Origin of the sequence: Bacillus sp. 5B6, from assembly GCF_000259405.1 — a bacterium.
GTDB classification, from domain to species: domain Bacteria; phylum Bacillota; class Bacilli; order Bacillales; family Bacillaceae; genus Bacillus; species Bacillus velezensis.
On sequence record NZ_AJST01000001.1, the window covers coordinates 2,737,501 to 2,758,164 of the forward strand.

The 20,664-nt window shown below is 46.4% G+C and carries 19 protein-coding genes, 1 tRNA gene, 1 rRNA gene and 1 riboswitch (1 of these 22 only partly in view); of the genes, 7 read left to right on the forward strand and 14 right to left on the reverse strand.

Annotated elements, in window-relative coordinates:
- A 16S ribosomal RNA gene (locus tag MY7_RS12950) occupies positions 1-1,387 on the reverse strand (it extends 163 nt beyond the left edge of the window).
- A 364-nt stretch (positions 1,388-1,751) separates the two neighbouring features.
- Positions 1,752-1,852, forward strand: a riboswitch (TPP riboswitch).
- 100 nt (positions 1,853-1,952) lie between these two features.
- Between MY7_RS12950 and thiT the strand changes: the two genes are divergently transcribed.
- Complete coding sequence (gene thiT, locus MY7_RS12955; protein WP_007613316.1) at positions 1,953-2,534, forward strand: energy-coupled thiamine transporter ThiT; 582 nt, start codon at positions 1,953-1,955, stop codon at positions 2,532-2,534.
- A 30-nt stretch (positions 2,535-2,564) separates the two neighbouring features.
- Here thiT and MY7_RS12960 read toward each other — a convergent pair whose 3' ends face one another.
- Together MY7_RS12960 and MY7_RS12965 are read right to left on the reverse strand one after the other, a co-directional pair.
- Entirely contained in the window at positions 2,565-4,094 is a 1,530-nt protein-coding gene (locus MY7_RS12960; protein WP_007613317.1) for a flotillin family protein, read from the reverse strand.
- A 19-nt stretch (positions 4,095-4,113) separates the two neighbouring features.
- Positions 4,114-4,644, reverse strand: coding sequence for an NfeD family protein (locus MY7_RS12965; RefSeq protein WP_007613318.1), 531 nt, complete (start codon positions 4,642-4,644; stop codon positions 4,114-4,116).
- Between the two features lie 146 nt (positions 4,645-4,790).
- Here MY7_RS12965 and MY7_RS12970 point away from each other — a divergent pair, with 146 nt between their 5' ends.
- A complete protein-coding gene (locus MY7_RS12970; protein WP_007613324.1) occupies positions 4,791-5,279 on the forward strand; it encodes a DinB family protein in 489 nt (162 codons plus the stop codon).
- Position 5,280: 1 nt separating this feature from the next.
- Here the strand turns inward: MY7_RS12970 and MY7_RS12975 are convergent, their stop codons facing one another.
- The 3 genes from MY7_RS12975 to betB form a co-directional block, all read right to left on the reverse strand.
- The gene (locus tag MY7_RS12975) at positions 5,281-5,862 is read right to left on the reverse strand and encodes an MOSC domain-containing protein (RefSeq protein ID WP_007613325.1); all 582 of its coding nucleotides are present in this window, start codon (positions 5,860-5,862) and stop codon (positions 5,281-5,283) included.
- A gap of 71 nt (positions 5,863-5,933) precedes the next feature.
- Positions 5,934-7,142: a choline dehydrogenase gene (gbsB, locus tag MY7_RS12980; RefSeq protein WP_007613327.1), complete on the reverse strand. Its 1,209-nt coding sequence runs from the start codon at positions 7,140-7,142 to the stop codon at positions 5,934-5,936.
- Between the two features lie 17 nt (positions 7,143-7,159).
- Positions 7,160-8,632 (reverse strand): betaine-aldehyde dehydrogenase, encoded by a 1,473-nt coding sequence (betB, locus tag MY7_RS12985; RefSeq protein ID WP_007613328.1) that lies wholly within the window; start codon positions 8,630-8,632, stop codon positions 7,160-7,162.
- A 200-nt stretch (positions 8,633-8,832) separates the two neighbouring features.
- On the opposite strand from betB, the gene cudC reads away from it, so the two are divergent.
- From cudC to MY7_RS13000, 3 genes are all read left to right on the forward strand, one after another.
- Complete coding sequence (cudC, locus tag MY7_RS12990) at positions 8,833-9,387, forward strand: choline uptake/conversion transcriptional regulator CudC (protein ID WP_007613329.1); 555 nt, start codon at positions 8,833-8,835, stop codon at positions 9,385-9,387.
- A 160-nt stretch (positions 9,388-9,547) separates the two neighbouring features.
- Positions 9,548-10,087, forward strand: coding sequence for a biofilm surface layer hydrophobin BslA (gene bslA, locus MY7_RS12995; RefSeq protein WP_015240450.1), 540 nt, complete (start codon positions 9,548-9,550; stop codon positions 10,085-10,087).
- A 163-nt stretch (positions 10,088-10,250) separates the two neighbouring features.
- A complete protein-coding gene (locus tag MY7_RS13000; protein WP_007613331.1) occupies positions 10,251-10,919 on the forward strand; it encodes a potassium channel family protein in 669 nt (222 codons plus the stop codon).
- Positions 10,920-10,952: 33 nt separating this feature from the next.
- Here the strand turns inward: MY7_RS13000 and MY7_RS13005 are convergent, their stop codons facing one another.
- A complete protein-coding gene (locus tag MY7_RS13005; RefSeq protein WP_007613332.1) occupies positions 10,953-11,798 on the reverse strand; it encodes a glucosaminidase domain-containing protein in 846 nt (281 codons plus the stop codon).
- A gap of 141 nt (positions 11,799-11,939) precedes the next feature.
- Complete coding sequence (gene hmpA / locus MY7_RS13010) at positions 11,940-13,115, reverse strand: NO-inducible flavohemoprotein (protein WP_007613334.1); 1,176 nt, start codon at positions 13,113-13,115, stop codon at positions 11,940-11,942.
- Between the two features lie 217 nt (positions 13,116-13,332).
- On the opposite strand from hmpA, the gene MY7_RS13015 reads away from it, so the two are divergent.
- On the forward strand, positions 13,333-13,974 hold the full coding sequence (locus tag MY7_RS13015) for a cupin domain-containing protein (RefSeq protein ID WP_029326029.1): 642 nt from the start codon (positions 13,333-13,335) through the stop codon (positions 13,972-13,974).
- A gap of 66 nt (positions 13,975-14,040) precedes the next feature.
- Here the strand turns inward: MY7_RS13015 and MY7_RS13020 are convergent, their stop codons facing one another.
- The 4 genes from MY7_RS13020 to MY7_RS13035 all read right to left on the reverse strand — a co-directional run bounded on the left by MY7_RS13020 (position 14,041) and on the right by MY7_RS13035 (position 16,756).
- On the reverse strand, positions 14,041-14,361 hold the full coding sequence (locus tag MY7_RS13020) for a hypothetical protein (protein WP_007613336.1): 321 nt from the start codon (positions 14,359-14,361) through the stop codon (positions 14,041-14,043).
- Positions 14,362-14,474: 113 nt separating this feature from the next.
- Positions 14,475-14,547: transfer RNA gene (locus MY7_RS13025), tRNA-Ala, on the reverse strand.
- A gap of 127 nt (positions 14,548-14,674) precedes the next feature.
- Positions 14,675-15,505, reverse strand: a complete 831-nt coding sequence (locus MY7_RS13030; RefSeq protein ID WP_007613337.1) for an undecaprenyl-diphosphate phosphatase — start codon at positions 15,503-15,505, stop codon at positions 14,675-14,677.
- Between the two features lie 90 nt (positions 15,506-15,595).
- Positions 15,596-16,756, reverse strand: coding sequence for an AI-2E family transporter (locus MY7_RS13035; RefSeq protein ID WP_007613339.1), 1,161 nt, complete (start codon positions 16,754-16,756; stop codon positions 15,596-15,598).
- 179 nt (positions 16,757-16,935) lie between these two features.
- Here MY7_RS13035 and MY7_RS13040 point away from each other — a divergent pair, with 179 nt between their 5' ends.
- The gene (locus tag MY7_RS13040) at positions 16,936-17,922 is read left to right on the forward strand and encodes a Gfo/Idh/MocA family protein (RefSeq protein ID WP_029326028.1); all 987 of its coding nucleotides are present in this window, start codon (positions 16,936-16,938) and stop codon (positions 17,920-17,922) included.
- A 31-nt stretch (positions 17,923-17,953) separates the two neighbouring features.
- Here MY7_RS13040 and MY7_RS13045 read toward each other — a convergent pair whose 3' ends face one another.
- Complete coding sequence (locus MY7_RS13045; protein WP_003152143.1) at positions 17,954-18,478, reverse strand: type 1 glutamine amidotransferase domain-containing protein; 525 nt, start codon at positions 18,476-18,478, stop codon at positions 17,954-17,956.
- A 65-nt stretch (positions 18,479-18,543) separates the two neighbouring features.
- Positions 18,544-20,646 (reverse strand): methyl-accepting chemotaxis protein TlpB, encoded by a 2,103-nt coding sequence (gene tlpB / locus MY7_RS13050; protein WP_007613342.1) that lies wholly within the window; start codon positions 20,644-20,646, stop codon positions 18,544-18,546.
- Positions 20,647-20,664: the final 18 nt, after the last annotated feature.

Consider the following 20,664-nt stretch of genomic DNA (forward strand, 5'->3'; position numbering starts at 1 on the left):
ACGTATTCACCGCGGCATGCTGATCCGCGATTACTAGCGATTCCAGCTTCACGCAGTCGAGTTGCAGACTGCGATCCGAACTGAGAACAGATTTGTGGGATTGGCTTAACCTCGCGGTTTCGCTGCCCTTTGTTCTGTCCATTGTAGCACGTGTGTAGCCCAGGTCATAAGGGGCATGATGATTTGACGTCATCCCCACCTTCCTCCGGTTTGTCACCGGCAGTCACCTTAGAGTGCCCAACTGAATGCTGGCAACTAAGATCAAGGGTTGCGCTCGTTGCGGGACTTAACCCAACATCTCACGACACGAGCTGACGACAACCATGCACCACCTGTCACTCTGCCCCCGAAGGGGACGTCCTATCTCTAGGATTGTCAGAGGATGTCAAGACCTGGTAAGGTTCTTCGCGTTGCTTCGAATTAAACCACATGCTCCACCGCTTGTGCGGGCCCCCGTCAATTCCTTTGAGTTTCAGTCTTGCGACCGTACTCCCCAGGCGGAGTGCTTAATGCGTTAGCTGCAGCACTAAGGGGCGGAAACCCCCTAACACTTAGCACTCATCGTTTACGGCGTGGACTACCAGGGTATCTAATCCTGTTCGCTCCCCACGCTTTCGCTCCTCAGCGTCAGTTACAGACCAGAGAGTCGCCTTCGCCACTGGTGTTCCTCCACATCTCTACGCATTTCACCGCTACACGTGGAATTCCACTCTCCTCTTCTGCACTCAAGTTCCCCAGTTTCCAATGACCCTCCCCGGTTGAGCCGGGGGCTTTCACATCAGACTTAAGAAACCGCCTGCGAGCCCTTTACGCCCAATAATTCCGGACAACGCTTGCCACCTACGTATTACCGCGGCTGCTGGCACGTAGTTAGCCGTGGCTTTCTGGTTAGGTACCGTCAAGGTGCCGCCCTATTTGAACGGCACTTGTTCTTCCCTAACAACAGAGCTTTACGATCCGAAAACCTTCATCACTCACGCGGCGTTGCTCCGTCAGACTTTCGTCCATTGCGGAAGATTCCCTACTGCTGCCTCCCGTAGGAGTCTGGGCCGTGTCTCAGTCCCAGTGTGGCCGATCACCCTCTCAGGTCGGCTACGCATCGTCGCCTTGGTGAGCCGTTACCTCACCAACTAGCTAATGCGCCGCGGGTCCATCTGTAAGTGGTAGCCGAAGCCACCTTTTATGTCTGAACCATGCGGTTCAAACAACCATCCGGTATTAGCCCCGGTTTCCCGGAGTTATCCCAGTCTCACAGGCAGGTTGCCCACGTGTTACTCACCCGTCCGCCGCTAACATCAGGGAGCAAGCTCCCATCTGTCCGCTCGACTTGCATGTATTAGGCACGCCGCCAGCGTTCGTCCTGAGCCAGGATCAAACTCTCCGATAAAGTGTTTGACTGACTACGCACATCGCTGTGCGATTTATTTAAAACTTTGAATTAACAGGTACGTTTTGTCTTGTTTAGTTTTCAAAGATCATTACCGCTTGTTGAAGCAGCTTTATTAGCTTACCACTCAGCTTCTTTTATGTCAACAACTTTTTTCAAGTTGTTTCCGAAGCTTTTCGTTGTTGTCTGCTGTTCATCAGCGACGTTTAATAATATAACACCCTTTTGAAAATATGACAATAGTTTTTTAAAAAAATCATTAATTATTTTCTTTCATACTTATTTCAGTTTCTCTTCTATAGAAAGATAAGCTGTCTTGTGGTTTGGCATATTTTCTTGTATAGTAAGATTGAACTAAATACTTGATGACCACAAGGGGAGCATTAAAGCTGAGAGTGAACGTTTTGTTCTGACCCTTTGAACCTGTTAGTTAACGCTGGCGTAGGGATGTGGCAAAGCCAAATGATTTGCAGTTTATGTAAGCAGCGCGCGGAGCTTTTCCCATCCTTCCCCGCGCTGCTTTTTTGTTTATCCTTGATACGGTTGTCTGACCAGGGGGAAAACTATGAATCATTCAACACAGCTTGTGCGCTTAATTGAAATAGCGATTATGACCGGGGCGGCTGTCATTCTGGACATTGTCTCAGGCATGTTTCTCCGGATGCCCCAAGGCGGTTCGGTCTCTATTATGATGATTCCGATTTTTTTGATTTCATTCCGCTGGGGAGTGAAGGCCGGGCTTACGACAGGCTTTTTAACAGGGATTGTCCAGATCGCCATCGGCAATTTGTTTTTGCAGCACCCGGTGCAGCTATTTCTTGATTACATCGCGGCATTTGCAGTCCTCGGTTTCAGCGGCTTGTTTGCTTCCGGTGTACGGGAATCGGCATTGAATAAAAAAAGAGGCGCTTTAACGATGTATGTTATAGGCGGTGTTTTCATCGGCAGTGTGCTGCGCTATGCGGCACATGTGGTCTCCGGAGCTGTCTTTTTCGGAAGCTATGCTCCGAAAGGCACGCCGGTATGGGTTTATTCGTCCGTCTATAACGCGACTTATATGATTCCTTCTTTTATCCTTTCGGCCATTGTCCTTATCTTATTATTCATGACTGCGCCGCGGCTTCTTGAAGCTAAGCAGACGAACTGAAACAGCAGGCGGTTTACGCCTGCTGTTTTTTTATTCCGGGCTGTGCCGTTCGTTTGAATCACTCAGTTCTTTTGTAAGTTCATTTATACTTTGTTTTATGTTTCCTTTTCCCGAAAAATTCTCAATAAGCTCTTTTACATTGATTCCGGAAGATGCTTTTAAGCTTTCCTGAAGACCGGCCATTAAATTGGTTGCGTAGCCTGTGACTTTATTGGCCCCGCCGTTTTCACCGCTTCCTCCCGTATCAACGACAGTTATTTTATCAATGTTGGAAAGAGGCGCTGAGACTTGCTTCGCATATTCAGGCAGCATTTTCACAATCATATCAAGGATTGCAGCCTGCCCGTATTTTTCGAATGCTTCGGCGATTTTTTCTTTAGCTTCCGCTTCTGCGAGTCCTTTCAGGCGGATGACTTCCGCTTCGGTTTCTCCTCTCGCCTTTTCAGCCTCCGCTTTAGCAAGACCGTCAATTCTCACGCGTTCCGCTTCCGCCTTGGCCATCGCTTCGATACTGTACTGCTCGGCATCCGCTTCGGCGAGCTGCTTCGCTTTTGCGGCCGCGGCCGCTTGTTCCACCGAGTAACGGTCAGCATCGGCTTTTTTCTTCACTTCAGAGTCATATTGGCGCTCACGGCGCAGAATTTCTTTTTCTTCCAATTCAATCTGCTTTTGCCGCTCAATAATTTTAATTTGCATTTCCTGCTCTGTCACCTGCTGGCGGGCTTTTGCTGTTTCAAGATCATATGCCTGGTCGGCATTGGCTTTTGCTGTATCCTGCTCTCTTCTGTATTCCGCCATTTTCAGCTGATTGATTTTTTCCGCTTCAGCTATTTCCGTCGCCCGCTCCAACTCTGATTTTTTTGCGTCTTTATCAGCGGCCGCGCGTTTAATCCTCGTCTCTTTATCCGCTTCTGCCGTGGCAATGTCCGCATCCCGCTTGACTTGGGCGATTCTCGGCTTACCTAATGATTCAAGATAGCCGTTTTTATCTCGGACGTCTTTAATCGTAAAAGAAACGATCACGAGCCCCATTTTAGCAAGATCCTGAGACGCGACCCGCTGGACTTCCTGAGAAAACTTTTCCCTGTTTTTATAAATCTCTTCAACGGTCATGGAGCCGAGGATGGAGCGCAGATGGCCTTCCAGCACCTCCCGCGCCTCCTGCTCACGGTCTTCCTTAGATTTCCCCAAAAATTGTTCAGCTGCTGTTGCGATTTCACCGATGGAGCCTCCGATTTTAATAATGGCGGTTCCGTCGGCCATTACCGGCACGCCTTGTTCTGTATAGACTTCAGGTGTAGAGACATCAAGTTTGCTTGACAGTAAACTGAGAGGTTCTGCCTGCTGGAATACCGGGAGCACGAACGTTCCCCCGCCCCGGACGATTTTCAGACGATTTCCGCCTTCATCAATGTGAACATTCTTATTCCCCAAATAACTTCCGGTCACGATAAGGGCTTCGTCCGGCCCCGCCGTCCGGTACTTCGTAATAAATACAGCAATAAGTGCGATGAGTAAAAAGAATACGATTCCGATAACGATGATAATCGGCATAGTCATAACAGTTCCCCCTTAGATATCAGATTGGTTCATGCGGCGTCACAAAAAGCACTCCGTCTTTCACGTCAATCACTAATACGGACGTTCCGTACTTGATCTGTTCTTGATCAAAGCTGACGGCTGATTTAGAAATGGCGCCCCCTATTCCCTCTATGATCACTTCCCCATAGCCGTCTTTCGGGACGGAAGTAATGACCCTGCCGACTCTGCCCTTTAAATCTGTCTCCCGATATGCGAGCGATTCTTCCGCTGATGAGAGCGGGACAAGGACGAAGAAGTGAAGCAGGCTGACCAAAAGAACCGAAAGAACAAATGAAAGCAACGCAATGACAGGACTTGATAGCGGAGCGGCGATTTCGCCGATATAACCTGAGGCTGAAAAGATTGTTAAAAAAGACAAAATCAATGCAGGGTTTAAAAATGAAACAGGAATGGCTTCCGAGAGGCCGTGAAACACATCTTGAAAAAACAGAATCAAAAGCGTGAGACTTCCCGAAATAATCAATGTGTAAAGATAGACCGTTTCAAGCGGCAGATGAAATATGTCCATCTTCTATCCTCCTTTCGGCTGAGGTGTCGGAGTGTTACTTTATATACGGATGTAAAGGTAAATGGTTTCAATTTTCTGATAAGTAAGGCTGATTACATGATTATCCAATCCGGATATGATATGTTTACTCTAAAGGAGGAGATAGGATGAGCATTTTTAATGAAGCCAGACAGCAGACCTGGGAAGAACTGAAAGGACTCTCTGATGAGGAATTCAACCGAAAGCCCGCGGCTGATGAGTGGAGCGTGCGGGAAGTCCTTGACCATTTAAAGAAAATTGACGAAACAGCGCAGACCCTTTTATCAAAGCAGGCAAAAGACGCACCGTTTAAAAAAATCGAAGAAAAACCGATGGAGTTTATAGAGGACAGAACAGATAAACGGCCGGCGCCGTCACACCTCGTACCTGAGCAAAACCGAATATCAGTCATTGAAGCAAAACAAGAATTAGATACGGCAAGACAGCAGCTGACCGCCGTCATTTCATCATTAAACGAGGAAGACTTAGAACGTGTGCTTCCCCATCCTGTTTTTCAAGAACTGACGATCCGCCAGTGGATTGATTTTATCGGCCATCATGAAAAGCGTCACATCAATCAAATAGAAGAAATCAAACAAAAAATCGAAAAGGTCTGAGTCAGACCTTCTCGATTTTTCTCTTGGCGCGTTTCGGTTCATAAGAATGGATGGTGACCGCATCGCCCGTGCATATATCACCCGGGCGTTCAACAATACAGACAATTCCTCTTCTGCCCATCGCGTGCCTCACAAACGCTGCGGCGAGTTTTGGCTGATCCGGATAAAAGGATTGAATGACTTCTCCCGGCTGAATGCACGGATCATTTTCTCCCTCGCACAACAAAGACGCACCGCTTGGAAATATCATTCTGCTTCCTTCTTTAAGCGGCGTCAGTGCAGAAAAACCGCTGATTGCGATATTAGCGCCGAGCCATTCGGGAAAGATATGAGAAATCCCCATCTTCTCCGCAATGTCATCACATTCCTCCATGGACACGATTGAAATTTGTCTCCGGTTAAAAATTTCTGTTCCTCTTTCATACATCGGCTCACGCGCGCCGGCCTTTTTTGTCAGTCCGAAATGCAGGTCACCGGGGAACCCGCCGTATTCCGCACGAAGCTTGTCCATCTTTTTGGTAACAAATTGTTCGGTATCCGCTATATATACGCCTTCCGTCTTTGCTGTTATGCGTTTCCACATCAGCCACCACCGCCTTTTTCTTGACATTATCCTTAAAAAACCCCGCTCTGTAAAGGAGCGGGGTTCATTTATTATACCGTTTTCGGCGTTAAGTCAAAGCAGCGTTTGTAAATCCAGTTGTATGCTTTCTCATTCAAATCTCTTGGGTTTCCGAATGTTTGCGGATCTTTCATGGCTTCTTTTGATAAACGTTCAATCATGTCCGGAGACACACCTTGTTCTTCTAAACTCGGCACCTCTAAATCTTTTACAAGATCATACATCCAGTTGACGGACGCTTTTGCCGCTTCTTCGGTTGTCATGTTGCTTGTATCGATTCCGAATGCTTTGGCGATGCGGGCGAATTTTTCCGGATAGCCTTTCCAATTGTATTCCATTACCGGTCCCATCATAGCTGCGACGCATTGTCCGTGAGCGACAGGGATGATACCGCCGAGCGTCTGGCTCATCGCATGCGCCGCGCCTGCTGATTCACTGCCGTATGAAAGGCCGGCAAGCATCGCCGCCTGCGCCATGCCGTATCTTGCTTCCAAATCCTCTCCGTCCGCAAACGCGCGCTTAATATAATGCGCCGCATATTCAATGGCCATTAAAGCGACGGCATCAGTGATCGGCTGCGCGAATTTCATCGTATAGCACTCGATGGCGTGCGCAAGGGCATCAATACCTGTCATAGCCGTCACATGCGGAGGCATGGACGTGTGCAGCTCAGGGTCAATGACCGTTAAATGCGCGGCGATAAGCGGTCCCCCCGTATTGAATTTAAATTCTCTTTCCTCATCTGTAATGACCGCCCATTGTGTGACCTCTGAACCTGTTCCCGCAGTCGTCGGGATCGTTGTCAGCGGAGGAATACGGTTTTCCAGCGGCTTTTTGCCTTCCGCGGCTTCATAATCAAGCACGCTTCCTTCGTGTGTCGCTTCTACCCCGATCGCTTTCGCTGTATCCATGGAGCTTCCGCCGCCGACAGCCACAAGGCCGTTGCAGCTTTCTTTTTTATACAGTTCTGATCCTTCGTTTACAAGACGTACAGGCGGGTTTGGCTCCACTTTGTTAAACAGGACGACTTCGATGCCCGCTTCCTGTAAAGATTCAATGACCGGGTTTGCCACTCCCGCGTTATAAATTCCCGGGTCTGTTACGAGCAGCGCTTTTGTGACACCAAGCGCTCTGACTTCACTTCCTGCGTGCTGAATCGCACCGATTCCGTGTTTAATGACTGTCGGGATTTCGAATGTATGGAATTTATGCATGCTTTCTACTTTCATATTTAATGTCATATTGTATCTCCTCCTCGTTATGCTAGAAACCAGTTCACAGCCGCAGGTTTCGTGTTGCGGTAAATATGTTTGATTTCCGTGTATTCTTCCAGACCGATTTTGCCGAGTTCGCGGCCGAAGCCCGATTGTTTGTACCCGCCCCATGGCGCTTGCGCGAAATACGGGTGGAAATCATTGATCCATACCGTTCCCATCCGCAGTTTGGCGGCTACGCGTTCGCATTTTTCAATATCCTTTGACCATACCGCTCCGGCCAGCCCGTAAATGGTATCGTTGGCAAGTCTGATCACTTCTTCTTCAGAAGAAAATGACTCAACTGTTAAAACGGGGCCGAAGATCTCCTCTTGGACTATCCGCATATCAGACTTGCAGTTTGAGAAAATAGTAGGTTCATAGAAGAAACCGTTTTGAAGGGCGGGATCATCAGGACGTTTGCCGCCTGTTTCCAGTTTTGCCCCTTCTTCGATACCGATTTCTACGTATTTTTCGACTTTGGCCCGATGCTCGGCGGAAATCAGCGGACCGCTTTCCGTATCTTCATGAAAACCGTTTCCTAATTTGATGCGTTTCGTGCGCTTGATCAGCTCGGCTAAAAATTCATCATGAATGGCTTCGTCCACCAAAAGACGGGACCCTGCCGAACAAACTTGGCCGGCATGGAAAAACACGGCGTTCAGCGCTTGATCTGCAGCTGTTTCGAGATCTGCATCCTGAAATACGATATTCGGATTTTTGCCGCCAAGCTCCAGGGCAATCTTTTTCACATTGCCGCTTGCCGCCTGCATGATTTTTTTGCCTGTTTCAATTCCGCCCGTAAAAGAGACCAAATCGACGTCGAGGTTTCTCGCCAGCTCATCGCCGACAGAGGCGCCCGGCCCCAGCACGAGATTGGCGACCCCTTTTGGAATACCGGCTTCTTCTATTAATTGAAAGACTTTAATGGTTGTCAGCGGAGTAATCTCGCTCGGCTTTAAAACGATCGTGTTTCCGGCCGCAAGAGCGGGAGCGATTTTCCAGCTCGCCTGAAGGAGCGGATAGTTCCACGGCGTAATTTGTCCGCATACGCCAATTGGCTCTCTGACGATTTTACTTACGGAATCAGGAATCGGAGATGAAATGACCTCGCCTCCGTCTTTATCCGCCAAACCGGCATAATATTGAAATACATTTGCGATATCATCCATATCGGCTTTACTTTCTTCAATCGTTTTTCCTGTATCGAGCGTTTCCAGCTCAGCTAATTCGTTCAGATCGCGTCTGATTAATTCCGCAATTTTCAGAACAAATTGTCCGCGCTCGAGCCCGGAAAGCACCGGCCACTCCCCTTCATCAAATGCTTTTCTGGCTGCGGCGATGGCTTTCACCGCATCGTCCCGGTCTCCTTCGCATACCGTTGCAATTTCTTCTTGATTAAATGGATTAATGATACGGCGGGTCTGTTTTTTTTCTGCACTGATCCATTCGCCGCCGATATAAAGCGTTTTGCTCATAAAAGTCCTCCTTACCGAAAAGTAAGTTTGTTAAATAAAAATTTAATGTTTTTAACAATATTAATTTAACATATGTTTTTTTGCCTGTCAAAACCCGATCAGTCCGTTTAGATTTTGACATTTTGTCATGATTCGTTAAGATTAAGAACATAAAGAAATGACTTAACAAATTTAAACTTCAAGAGGAAAAGAGGGACAGTATGGATGAGAATCCAGAATTCGCAGCTATAGAACAAGCTAGGGATCTTGTCATTGATTCCATTGCAGAGACGATGGATCTTTACGGAATCACACGGAGTGTCGGGATTTTATACGGAACAATGTATATGAGGGATGAAATGACGCTTGACGAAATGCGTGAGGAACTGCAGATGAGCAAACCGAGTATGAGCACAGGCGTCAAAAAGCTGCAGGATTTAAATGTAGTCAAAAAAACCTTTCACCGCGGCACACGGAAGCATACGTTTGTAGCGGAAAAAGATTTCTTTACGTTTTTCACGAATTTCTTCCCGCCGAAATGGGATCGTGAAGTTCAGGTGAATTTGTCCGCCATTGAACAGGCCCAGGCGGATTTGCAGTCCGTTTTGCTGGCCGAGAAAGGCAACGCGGAATTACAGGAAGAAGCGCGGCAGTTATATGATCAGCTTGAAAGCTCGAAAGCTTATTATCATTGGCTGAAGCGGCTCGCCGACTCGGTTCAGAGCGGGGAGATTTTTAAATTTATTCCGATAGAAACGGACGAAAAAAACGCCTGAATCAAAAATCAGGCGTTTTTTGTCGTGATTTGATTATTTTTGAGAAAATATAGGAACATAACCCCATTTACTTCCATTAAAATTGATGGTAAATTTTTATAGGTATGGTCGTTCTTTTTTAAGAACAATCAGCAAATTTTTTTTAGGGGGATTTATGAAAATGAAACAGAAATTTTTCTCAACTGTCATGGCAAGTTTATTCGGCCTGGTTTTGCTTCTTTCTCTGCCGACAGCGTCATTCGCCGCTGAGTCGGGCTCAACCGTTCACGAGCCGGAAATGTCCACGAAAGCGACTGCTACCTTATTTGCAAAATATACAGGTGCCAGCCAGCAGGAATGGTCATTTTCTGATATCGAATTGACGTACCGTCCGAACACGATCCTGAGCTTAGGCGTTATGGAATTTACCCTTCCTAGCGGATTTGCGGCTACAACAAAAGATACAGTCAACGGACACGCTTTACGCGAAAGACAGATTCTGAATAACGGCAAAACAGTCAGACTTCCGTTAAACATTGATTTGCTCGGCGCAGCGGAATTTAAGCTTTCTCTTAATAACAAAACATTGCCTGCTGCAGGTACATATAAGTTCCGTGCAGAAAATAAATCATTAAGCATCGGCTCTAAATTCTATGCTGAGGACACAATTGTTGTTCAAAAACGCAGCACACCGCCGACACAGCCTTGCAACTGCAAATAATTGCGAAAAAAAGACCGGCACAAGCCCATCGCTTGTCAGCCGGTCTTTTTTTGTGCTGTTTTCTTTCTTCCGGCTCTCGCATTGACAAACCCTTGAAACAGGAGTACATTCTTGTTTATTGTATTTGGAGTGACGAAAACAGTTTCTTAAGGAGTTATGAGGATTGGGAAAAATCAAAAATAAACAATTTGCCGTCATCGGACTCGGCCGTTTCGGCGGAAGCATCTGTAAAGAGCTTTTTAAAATGGGGCATGAGGTGCTTGCGGTCGATATCAGCGAAGAGCGGGTCAACGCATACTCCTCTTATGCCACGCATGCTGTGCGGGCAAATTCAACGGAAGAAAGCGAGCTTCAGTCGCTCGGCATCAGAAATTTTGAATATGTCATCGTAGCAATCGGCGCCAACATTCAGGCAAGCACGCTGACGACGCTGTTATTGAAGGAGCTGAACATCCCTAATATTTGGGTGAAAGCGCAAAACTATTATCATCACAAAGTTCTTGAAAAGATCGGTGCTGATCGTATTATCCATCCCGAAAAAGATATGGGCGTGCGGATTGCACAAAGCCTTTCAGATGAAAATGTCTTAAATTACATTGATTTGTCAGATGAATACAGCATTGTGGAGCTTTCAGCCACGAAAAAGCTGCATTTAAAATCCATTCTTGATCTCGGCGTCCGGGCCAGATTCGGCTGCACCATTCTCGCCTTGAAACATAATGGAGACATTCAGCTGTCCCCTTCTCCGGAGACTGTCATTCATGAATGTGACTGCCTTGTGCTGATGGGGCATAAACGTGATATTAAAAGGTTTGAAACTGAAGGAATGTAAAAAAGCCGGCGGGCTGCCGGCTTTTTTTGATGCTTATGTTTCTTCACTTAACTGGACGGCGGTTTGGTCAACCCAGCCGATCAGCTCATCTTTCACTTGAATTTGGTACCAGACGGATTCTCCGTTTTGTTTTTCAGATACGACTTTAATATGCTCGCCGGTAAACTTTTGCGCCGATGCCAGTTTAATAGAATGCCGCTCTTTTGACGGCTTGGACCACACGTCTTCAATGGCGTGGTCTTTGATGGCGCCTTTCATATCAACTGCTTTAAGAGAGGCATTGATTTTGTCATATTCATTCAGGTTATAGGTTTCTATGACATCTTTAATTTTTTCAGCATAGCCGGGGTCTGTGGCGTAGCCGGATTTTTGAAGGGCAGCCGCCGCAGTTTTATAATTGTCCGCTTCAATGACGGGCTTGTACTTCTTTTTATTCCAAGACGTTCCGTTGACAAATAATTTGGCATGGTCATCCATTGATTCAAAAAACGTGCTGTATTTACGGAATTTTGCCCGAATCGTTTTTCGTTTTCCTTTTTCAAATTCATCCGTTTTCATCGTGACGTGTTTTCCTTTATAATCACCTTTTACACCGAACAGATTGCGCGCTTTCCCCGCAAGCTCACTGTTCCCCCAGTCCGATTCGAGAATGGCCTGTGCGAGGGTGATGCTCGGAAGGACATGATATTTCTCATATAAAATTTGAGCATGCCCGGAAAGGCTGTCAATAAAGACCTGCTGCTCGTCCACCTCTTCAGGCGGTTTTTCTTCCGTCACTATGAATTTCGAAAACACCATTGATACCAGAAATAATCCGAATATAAGAGATACAGCAAAAAGGCACCCAAGCACCCTTTTGGTCTTTGCTTTCTTTTTCATATCAACCTTCCTTTAATTCCGGAATCACTAGACTTATAATTTTACTGGTCATTGATGAAAATTTCAATAAAATAGGGAAAAAGACGGAGAAAGAACACATTGTGCAAATAAAAAAGACTCCTCTTTGAGGAGTCTTTTTTGTTATGCCATGCTCAGCTGAGGGCCGAACAATTCATATTGAACGGAATCAGAGTCAAACCCGAGTGCAAGAATCATGTCTTTCATTTGCGTCATAAACTGCGCTGATCCGCACAAGTAAAATTCAGCATTTTGATTCAGATGAAGCTGCTCCAGGAAGGTTTGATCAATCCGGCCGCTGTAAAAAGGCTTGTCTCCTGAGCGGTCTTGTTCTGCCGGTTCACTGTATACATAAATGACGTTAATATTCGGATGATTCTCCGCAGCTTGTTCAGCCTCTTTGCGGAACGCGGCGTACTCTCCGTTTTTCGCGGCATGAATAAAAGTAACGGAACGCTCCGGCTGTTTTTCGGCGGCTGTTTTCAGCATGCTCATCATCGGCGTGATTCCGGAACCGGCACTGATAAGAACAACCGGTTTTTCGGCAGAAGACAGCTTGAAATCCCCGGCGGGTGCGCTGACTTCAAGTTTATCTCCCTCTTGAACTTCATTGTGGAGATGAGAAGAAACCGCTCCGTCCTTTTTCACAGAAATCCGATATGCCCCTTTTTGAGAAGCATCAGACAGGCTGTATTGGCGAATATGCGTATAAGGAGAATCCGCAATCCGCACTTTAATGCTGATATATTGTCCCGCTTCAAATCCAGGAAGCGAAGAGCCGTCACTCGGTTTGATATAAAATGATGTGATATTTTTGCTTTCTTTCGTTTTCTGTATAACCGTAAATTCTTTATACCCCTGCCATCCGGCTTCATTGTACATGTCTTTTTCAATGCCGATGAAAGCCTCCGCAATAACACCGTAAGCTTTTTCCCATGCCTGCATAATCTCAGGAGTTGCGGCATCCTGCAGCACATCCTTAATTGCCAGAAGCAGATACTTTCCGACAATCGGATAATGTTCCGGTTTTACACCGATGCTTGTGTGTTTATGGCCGATCTGTCTGACCGCCGGAATGATTTGTTCTAATTGATCAATATTCGCCGCAGCCGCAATGACTGCATTTGCCAATGCTGCGCGCTGAGTCTGTTTCTTTTGGTTCGTTTGGTTAAACATATTTAACAGTTCGGGATGATCTTGAAACATCAGGTTATAAAAGCGTCCGGTGATGTTTTCTCCATGTGTTTTCAATACGGGTACTGTGCTTTTGATGATGTCTATTGTTCTCTCATCCAGCATGTTAATCCTCAACCCTTCTAAAGATGTATTTTCAATATATCTTTATAGTAAGAGATATTTCGAATAAAAGATATATTTAAAATGAATCTTTAAAAAAGTCGTCACAATATTGTGTTGGATTTGGAATTTATGGATTTTACCTCCTTTTTTATCACCCGGTGAAACAGGGACACATATATTTGGGAATATACGTTTAAAGATGAAAGCGGGGGAGTGCATGGTTTCCGATATCGATTACACGTCTCCGAATACACAGTTCACTTATAATGTGAATGAGAGCCGTTTTTTTACGAAAGATGCTCGGAACTTTATCAATGTATTGGGGATTAAACAGTTAAACACGCTTGAAAATATTTCATTATTAGATATCTTTCTGAGCAAAACAAATGTGATTGAGCCGCATACCCATCAAAACGCCGCTGAATTGGTGTATTGCATTTCGGGTTCCGCAGTGGTGTCGATGCTGAATCCATTAACCCAGAAAATACGGCATTATCCGATCTCTCCAGGACAAGTGGCGAATGTTCCGCAGGGGTGGTGGCATTATGAAGTCGCCACTTCAGACAAAACCCACCTTTTGGCCATATTTGACGCCCCTTCGCCTGAAGTGATATACGGCTCGGATATTCTCCGTCTGACGCCGCCTGAGATCATGGCGCATACGTACTGTCTGAATGAGCATGAGTGGGAAAAAGCCGTTTCACCGATCCGGCAATCAACTGTGATAGGTCCCGATAAATACTGCGGACAGACTGAAAACACGGGTATTCTTGATATGAATAAGCCTTATCAGCCAAATACGCATTATCCGAATGATCCGTATCGGCATTATGATACGCCGTTATATTGGGGATATTAAACGGAGAGCCGGAGCGGCATTCAGCTCGACAGAAAGAGCCCCTCATTGGAGAGGGGCTCTTGATCATTACGGTCCGGTTCCGCAGCTTACTTTGCACTCGCCTTCGGACGATTTTTTTGAATAACATACGTGCGGCGTCTGTCCGGTTTCATCTTTCCAATTGAACCAATTTACATAATAAAGGTTCCCGGCCTCTCCGCCGCCTTCTTCTTTTTGAAGAATCGCAAAGTAGTTTTGATACGGATATCCTTTTTTATAAATGTCATGCCTGATGGCTCCTTTTTCTGAAGCAGACGTGAAGATGACAGGAGAAAGAGCCGGAAGCGCTGTCAAAAAAAGCGCCAGTGAAGCTGACAGAGATAATATAAGATAGATTTTCTTTTTCATTTTTCTCTCTTTCCTTTATTTTGAGTTGTTAGAAATGAAGCAGAACACAGAGGCTGCCGCAGAAGATGAAAAAACAAAAAAACCCTTATTTATAGAATAAGGGTTTAAAGGTATGGAGCCAAGGGGGCTCGAACCCCTGACCTCTACGCTGCCAGCGTAGCGCTCTCCCAGCTGAGCTATGGCCCCGTGCTGTAACGTCATGTTTTATTATAGACGAGTCTTCTATGAATTTCAAGCAGAAAATTCAGTTTGCTCATATTTTCCTGAGACGTTTTTCGAACATAAAAAGAAGACCCTCCGGGGGCCTCTTCGTTTATCGCACGAGCATGATTAAAATGATGCCGAGGATGACACGGTAAATGGCGAACGGGACAAGCTTAATCCGGTTAATAAGCCGAAGAAAAAACTTGACGACTAAGAGGGCGACGACAAAGGCGCAGATAAAGCCGACAAGAAAAAACGGAATCATGTCATAAGAAAGACTGCTCCAGTATTTCACCAGCTTCAGAAGGCTTGCGCCCGCCATAATCGGAATAGCCATAATAAATGTGAAGTCTGCGGCTGCCCGGTGATTCAAGCCGACAATGACACCTCCGGCAATCGTTGAGCCTGAGCGGGAAAATCCGGGCCATAAGGCGAGACACTGGAATAATCCGACACAGAAAGCCTGTTTGTAGGTGATTCTGTCCACCGTATCGATCGTTTCTTTCCTTTTATTGATCCAGTCCGCTATAAGCATAAGCACGGCTCCGGCAATTAATCCGTAAGCGACCGTTCTGACGGAGAATAAATAGCGGTCAATGAAATCCTCAAATAAAAAGCCGAGCACCGCCGCCGGAACAAGACCGACAGCGATTTGCGCGATGGTCAGCCTGTATCCCTTCTGCTGATCGCGCGTGACGTTTTTTTTGAGGCCGAGTAAATGTAATATCCGATCCTTAAACACAATGGCCACCGCCAGAATCGAACCGAGCTGAATCACCACTTTGAAGGAATTGGCGGCTTCCGGATTCATCAGGCTTCCGGATTTCAGCCAGATGTCATCCGCTATGATCATATGTCCCGTGGAAGAAACCGGCGCGTACTCCGTCAGCCCTTCCACGATTCCCAAAACGGCTGCTGTGAACATCTCCCATAGTGTCATCCCATTCTTCCCTTCATTCATCATTTACAAAAGAGAAGCTCTCCCTGAAGGAAAGCCTGTCTTATAATAAATATCATGTCCGTTCCGATTTTATGACTTCGATACAGCATCATTTTTTTCTTCTTCATATAAATGCGAACGCATTTTGAACCAATCAAACAGATGGGTCGTGACCACTTTGATGACCGCATACCCCGGGATGGCTAAAATAATGCCGACAACCCCGAACAGTTTTCCGGCGGTTAAAAGAACAAAGATGATGGTAATCGGGTGAATGTGAAGATTTTTCCCCATGATCTGCGGAGAAATTAATTTTCCTTCCACGAGCTGGACAACGGTCCAGACAATCGCAAGCTTCAGCAGCATAAGGGGCGAAGTGACCAACGCGATAATAATCGCCGGCGTGATAGCAATGGTCGGCCCTAAATACGGAACAACGCTCGTACAAGCGGCAATGACCGCAAGCAGTGACGCATAATCAAGTCCGATAATCAGATAGCCGATAAATAATAAAAACCCGATGCAGAAGCTGACGATGACCTGTCCTCTAATATAGGAGCTTAATCTGTGGTTCATTTCACTAAGCATCGTATACGTTTGTTCTTTCAGACGGGTGGGCACAAACTTTAAGATATAGATTGGCAGTTTTTTGCCGTCTTTCAGCAAATAGAACAGAATAAACGGCACGGTCACAATTGAAATAATTACTTCCGTCAGCGCGCCGATAAAATTCCCGACCCCGGTAAATGTGCTGTTTGCAATCGTCGCCGCCTGCGCCGATACTTTATTAGCAAGATCGGAAATGTTGATATTCATCGTCTTTTGCGCCTGATTTACAAAATCGCTTCCGATCAGGCTTTTCGTCTGATCTTCAACGATATCCACATATTTCGGCAGATTGTCGATCAGGCTCATGATCTGTTCCTTTAAAAACGGAATAATTGAAACGACCGTGATCGTAATCAGCCCTATAATAATGAGGTAAAGGAGCAGGATGGAATAGACTCTTTTCACTCTTATTTTTTCCAATATATCTACGATCGGATTAAGCAGATAATAAACAATTCCTGTCAAAATGACGGGGAGCGCAATCGTTTTGAGCAGGACGATAATGGGTGTGAAAATAAATGATGTCTTCATAAAGACAAGGATATTGAGACCGATGAGCAGCAATACAAGCAAAAACAAGACAAATTTATTGTCTAAGAAAAACTGTTTAAATCTGCCGCCCCATGTTTGCAATGTTTCCACTATTGTTCCTCCATCATATGTATTTTACTTAAATTGTACACTATCGTTCCTGTAATGAAAAATAATAACCGGTCTCTATGGGAATTTTTCCTATCTCTTTAGCTGCCAGCCTTTTTTCCATTTATGTTTCTCAGAAAAAAAGCTATAATGTAAGCCAATACATAGAAGGAGCGATAGCAATGATTCGATTTGCAACAGTCGGAACGAATTGGATTACAGAACGATTTCTGGAGGCGGCTTCTGCTATTGATGATTTTCAATTAACGGCGGTTTATTCCAGAACTGAGGAACGCGCGGCGGAATTCGCCGGCAAACACGGCGCTGCTCATTATTTCACCAGCCTGAAAGAAATGGCGGAAAGCAAAGCCTATGACGCGGTGTATCTCGCTAGCCCGAATGCATTTCACAAAGAGCAGGCGGTCCTTTTTATGGAACACGGCAAGCATGTACTGTGCGAAAAACCGTTTGCGTCTAACGCAAGGGAAACGGATGAAATGATTCACGCAGCCAAAACGAACGGCGTTCTCTTGATGGAAGCCATGAAAACAACGTTCCTGCCGAACTTCAGCATGCTTCAAAACCTCTTACATAAAATCGGACCCGTCAGGAGATTCACGGCAAGCTACTGCCAATATTCATCACGATATGATGCATATAAAAACGGTACGGTGCTTAACGCGTTTAAGCCTGAATTATCGAACGGTTCGTTAATGGACATCGGCGTGTACTGCATTTATCCGGCCGTCGTCCTGTTCGGCAAACCGAAAAACGTCATTGCGACCGGTCATAAACTATCATCCGGCGTTGACGGCGAAGGCACGGTCATTCTGTCATACGACGGATTTGAAGCGGTGCTGATGCATTCGAAAATCTCAAATTCGTTTGCCCCGGCGGAAATTCAGGGTGAAGACGGCACGATCGTTCTGGACAGCATTCACGGACCGGAACGGGCGGAAATCCGCTATCGTGACGGACGGACGGAAGACATTTCAGTCCCTGATCTGAAACCGTCGATGTACTACGAAACGGCTGAATTCATCAATCTTCTTCGAAACGGACAGCGGGAGTCTTCCGAAAATACATTTGAACGTTCTTTCATTACGGCAAGCATTATGGAAGAAGCGAGAAAACAAATCGGAATTGTCTTTCCCGCCGATCAAAACTAAAAACATCCGCCCGGATTCGGGCGGATGTTTTTTATTTGGACGCTAACAGGTCAGCAAACGCTTTTGCATACTGCGGAAGGTCGGGCGGGCGGCGGCTTGATACAATGTGGCCGTCAGTTACGACAGCTTCATCCAGCCACTGTGCCCCTGCATTTGTCATGTCGTCTTTGATGCCGGGCGTGCTCGTTACTTTTTTTCCTGCGAGAATTCCGGCAGATATGAGCACCCAGCCCGCATGGCAGATCTGGCCGATCGGCTTTTTCTGCTCATTCATCGTACGGATGATGTCCAAAACTTCGGGATATCTTCGCAGTTTGTCAGGAGCCCAGCCGCCAGGCACGAGCACGGCATCATACTCCTGAATAATCAGGCTCTTAAAATCGTAATCCGCTGTCGCGGGCACGCCGTATTTTCCTTTGTATGAACGGCCCGCTTCTTCTCCTATTAAATGAACGATCGCGCCTTCCTCTCTCAGCCGGTAGACGGGATACCAAAGCTCTAGGTCTTCAAAATCGTCACTGACAAGCGCTATGACTTTTTTGCCTTCTAATCTCATCACTGCCACTCCCTTCTTTTATATTAGTGTATCGCTTTTTTCAGATGAGGAAAAGAAACAGCTCGCTACAGCTGTTCTTCGTCTTCAGACTGAATCGTAAATTTCCGTGTGACCTGCTGCAGTTCTTCAGCCATATGCGCAAGCGTTTCGGCGGATGAACTGATTTCTTCCATGGAGGCCAGTTGCTCTTCAGCTGAGGCGGCGATGTCTTGAATGCCGGCGGACCCTTCTTTGGCGACTGAGGTAATGTCCTCCACCGCGTTTGTCACATTTTGCGACCCGGCTGCAAGCTTCTCAAGCGTTCCGTTCATATGCTGCAAGGCGCCTGAAATCTGAGTCGTCATTTCTGAGATTTTTTTGAAGCTTTCGGCCGTTTGATCCGTAATATCGAGGCCTTCCTTCACATCTTGATTCACCGCTTGGAATACGGAAAGCGATGTGGCGATTTCTTTGACGATTTCCTGAATCAGCGTTTCGATTTCCTTCGCGGAGCCGGCTGATTGTACGGCAAGCTTTCTCACTTCTTCCGCAACGACGGAGAAGCCCCGCCCGTATTCGCCGGCTCTGGCCGCTTCAATGGCAGCGTTTAAGGCAAGCAGATTTGTTTGATCGGCAATGCCGTTAATGACGTTGAGAATGCTCTTAATGTCGTGCGACTTCGTTTCCAGCCCTTTTACGACCGCTTCCGCCTGCTGTACGGAACGATCAATTGTTTTCATCTGGCCTACCGTTTTCGCCACTAATTCTTCTCCGCTTCCGGCCGTTTCAGAGGTTTGGATGGCGGATTCAGTGATTTCCGCCGATACATTCGCCGTCTCGGCAATGCCGGCATTCATTTGGGAAAGGTGATCAGCACTTTCTTCCAATTTCTCGCTTTGTGATTCGTTTCCGTTTGAGAATTGTTCAATCGCCAGTGTAATATGCTCTGTCGCCTTGCTCGTCTGTCCGGCGGATGCCGTCAGCTCTTCGGATGAAGAAGCGACATGTTCGACGGATGATTGGATGACGCCGATGACAGACCGGAGTGAGGCCGACATCTCATTGAAGCTTTGGCTGAGCTGCCCGAATTCATTTTTCGACTTGATGTCAATGACTTCCGTTAAATCGCCGTCACTGATTTTAGCTGATGTCGAAACAAGTTTTTTGAGCGGTTTTGCAATCGAGCGAATGATAAAAAAGATTAAAACCCCGCCGACGATAAGAGAAACCGCCAGGATGATCAGCGCCATTTTCATGACAGGCGAGGCTGCGTCATGGATCTCACTGACAAAAAATGTGCCGGCGATTTTCCAGCCCGTCAGTTTGTTTGTCGTGAAGGCCATTTTCTTCTGCTGTCCTTCAAACATGTATTCAAACGATCCGCTTGATTTGGAAAACACTTCTTTCGTCCACTCTCCGGAGCCTTCCGTTCCCGCTTTTATAGTCGGATGGGCGATGTATTTTTTATCTCCCGTTGTAATGAAGGCAAATCCTTTATGACCGATCTGCACGCGTTCGGAAGCGTTCAGCAGGTCGCCCAGATTAATATCAAGCGCCACAACGCCTGATCCGTCTTTTGTCTGCTGGGCAATCGTAACGACCGTCTGTCCGGTTGCAGCGTCTTTATAAGGCTCGGTAAACACCGGCTGTCCGCTTTTTTCAACCGCTTTGGTATACCACTCGCGCGTGAGCGGATTATAATCGGACGGCATGTCAACGGACGGATATTTCACGAACGCTTTGTCGCGAGACGCGGCGTAAATTGACGCGACATCGTCATTTACGGTGACATACTGCTTCATATTTTCAAGCAGTACCGATTTATTTTTCGTATTCAATTTTTCCTTAGTGATTGATTCGCTGTAGTAGTCAATCGCTTTCAGCTTGCCTTCGAGCATGTTTTCCAGCACGCTGTTCAGTTCGCTGACATTTCCCTGGGCGCTGTGGGTCAGTTCGCTTTCTAATGTACTCCCCGCCGTTTGGTAGCTGAAGTAGGCGAGTATGCCGACCGGAAGCACCAATACGGCTAAAAATGCCGCGATCAGCGGCTTGCTGATGGATGGCTGTTTGATCCAATGTATCAGTTGTTTCATTTTTTCAGTCTCCTTCTTTGAAAAGCTAAATCTAATATCGTCAGATAGGACAAAAGATTTATTAAAAAAACTAAAAAAAACACCCAAACAGCACATTTGGGTGTTCTATGACCT

Coding starts and splice junctions, on each gene's coding strand:
- MY7_RS13030 (WP_007613337.1), bottom strand. CDS start 15,505: ATGACACTATGGGAGATGTTCACAGCAGCCGTTTTGGGAATCGTGGAA.
- MY7_RS12965 (WP_007613318.1), bottom strand. CDS start 4,644: ATGGACATATTTCATCTGCCGCTTGAAACGGTCTATCTTTACACATTG.
- betB (WP_007613328.1), bottom strand. CDS start 8,632: ATGAGCAAAACGCTTTATATCGGCGGCGAATGGATCAGTGCAGAAAAA.
- MY7_RS13045 (WP_003152143.1), bottom strand. CDS start 18,478: ATGAGATTAGAAGGCAAAAAAGTCATAGCGCTTGTCAGTGACGATTTT.
- thiT (WP_007613316.1), top strand. CDS start 1,953: ATGAATCATTCAACACAGCTTGTGCGCTTAATTGAAATAGCGATTATG.
- bslA (WP_015240450.1), top strand. CDS start 9,548: ATGAAACAGAAATTTTTCTCAACTGTCATGGCAAGTTTATTCGGCCTG.
- hmpA (WP_007613334.1), bottom strand. CDS start 13,115: ATGCTGGATGAGAGAACAATAGACATCATCAAAAGCACAGTACCCGTA.
- MY7_RS13020 (WP_007613336.1), bottom strand. CDS start 14,361: ATGAAAAAGAAAATCTATCTTATATTATCTCTGTCAGCTTCACTGGCG.
- MY7_RS12975 (WP_007613325.1), bottom strand. CDS start 5,862: ATGTGGAAACGCATAACAGCAAAGACGGAAGGCGTATATATAGCGGAT.
- MY7_RS13015 (WP_029326029.1), top strand. CDS start 13,333: ATGGTTTCCGATATCGATTACACGTCTCCGAATACACAGTTCACTTAT.
- MY7_RS12960 (WP_007613317.1), bottom strand. CDS start 4,094: ATGACTATGCCGATTATCATCGTTATCGGAATCGTATTCTTTTTACTC.
- MY7_RS13005 (WP_007613332.1), bottom strand. CDS start 11,798: ATGAAAAAGAAAGCAAAGACCAAAAGGGTGCTTGGGTGCCTTTTTGCT.
- MY7_RS12970 (WP_007613324.1), top strand. CDS start 4,791: ATGAGCATTTTTAATGAAGCCAGACAGCAGACCTGGGAAGAACTGAAA.
- MY7_RS13040 (WP_029326028.1), top strand. CDS start 16,936: ATGATTCGATTTGCAACAGTCGGAACGAATTGGATTACAGAACGATTT.
- cudC (WP_007613329.1), top strand. CDS start 8,833: ATGGATGAGAATCCAGAATTCGCAGCTATAGAACAAGCTAGGGATCTT.
- tlpB (WP_007613342.1), bottom strand. CDS start 20,646: ATGTGCTGTTTGGGTGTTTTTTTTAGTTTTTTTAATAAATCTTTTGTC.
- gbsB (WP_007613327.1), bottom strand. CDS start 7,142: ATGACATTAAATATGAAAGTAGAAAGCATGCATAAATTCCATACATTC.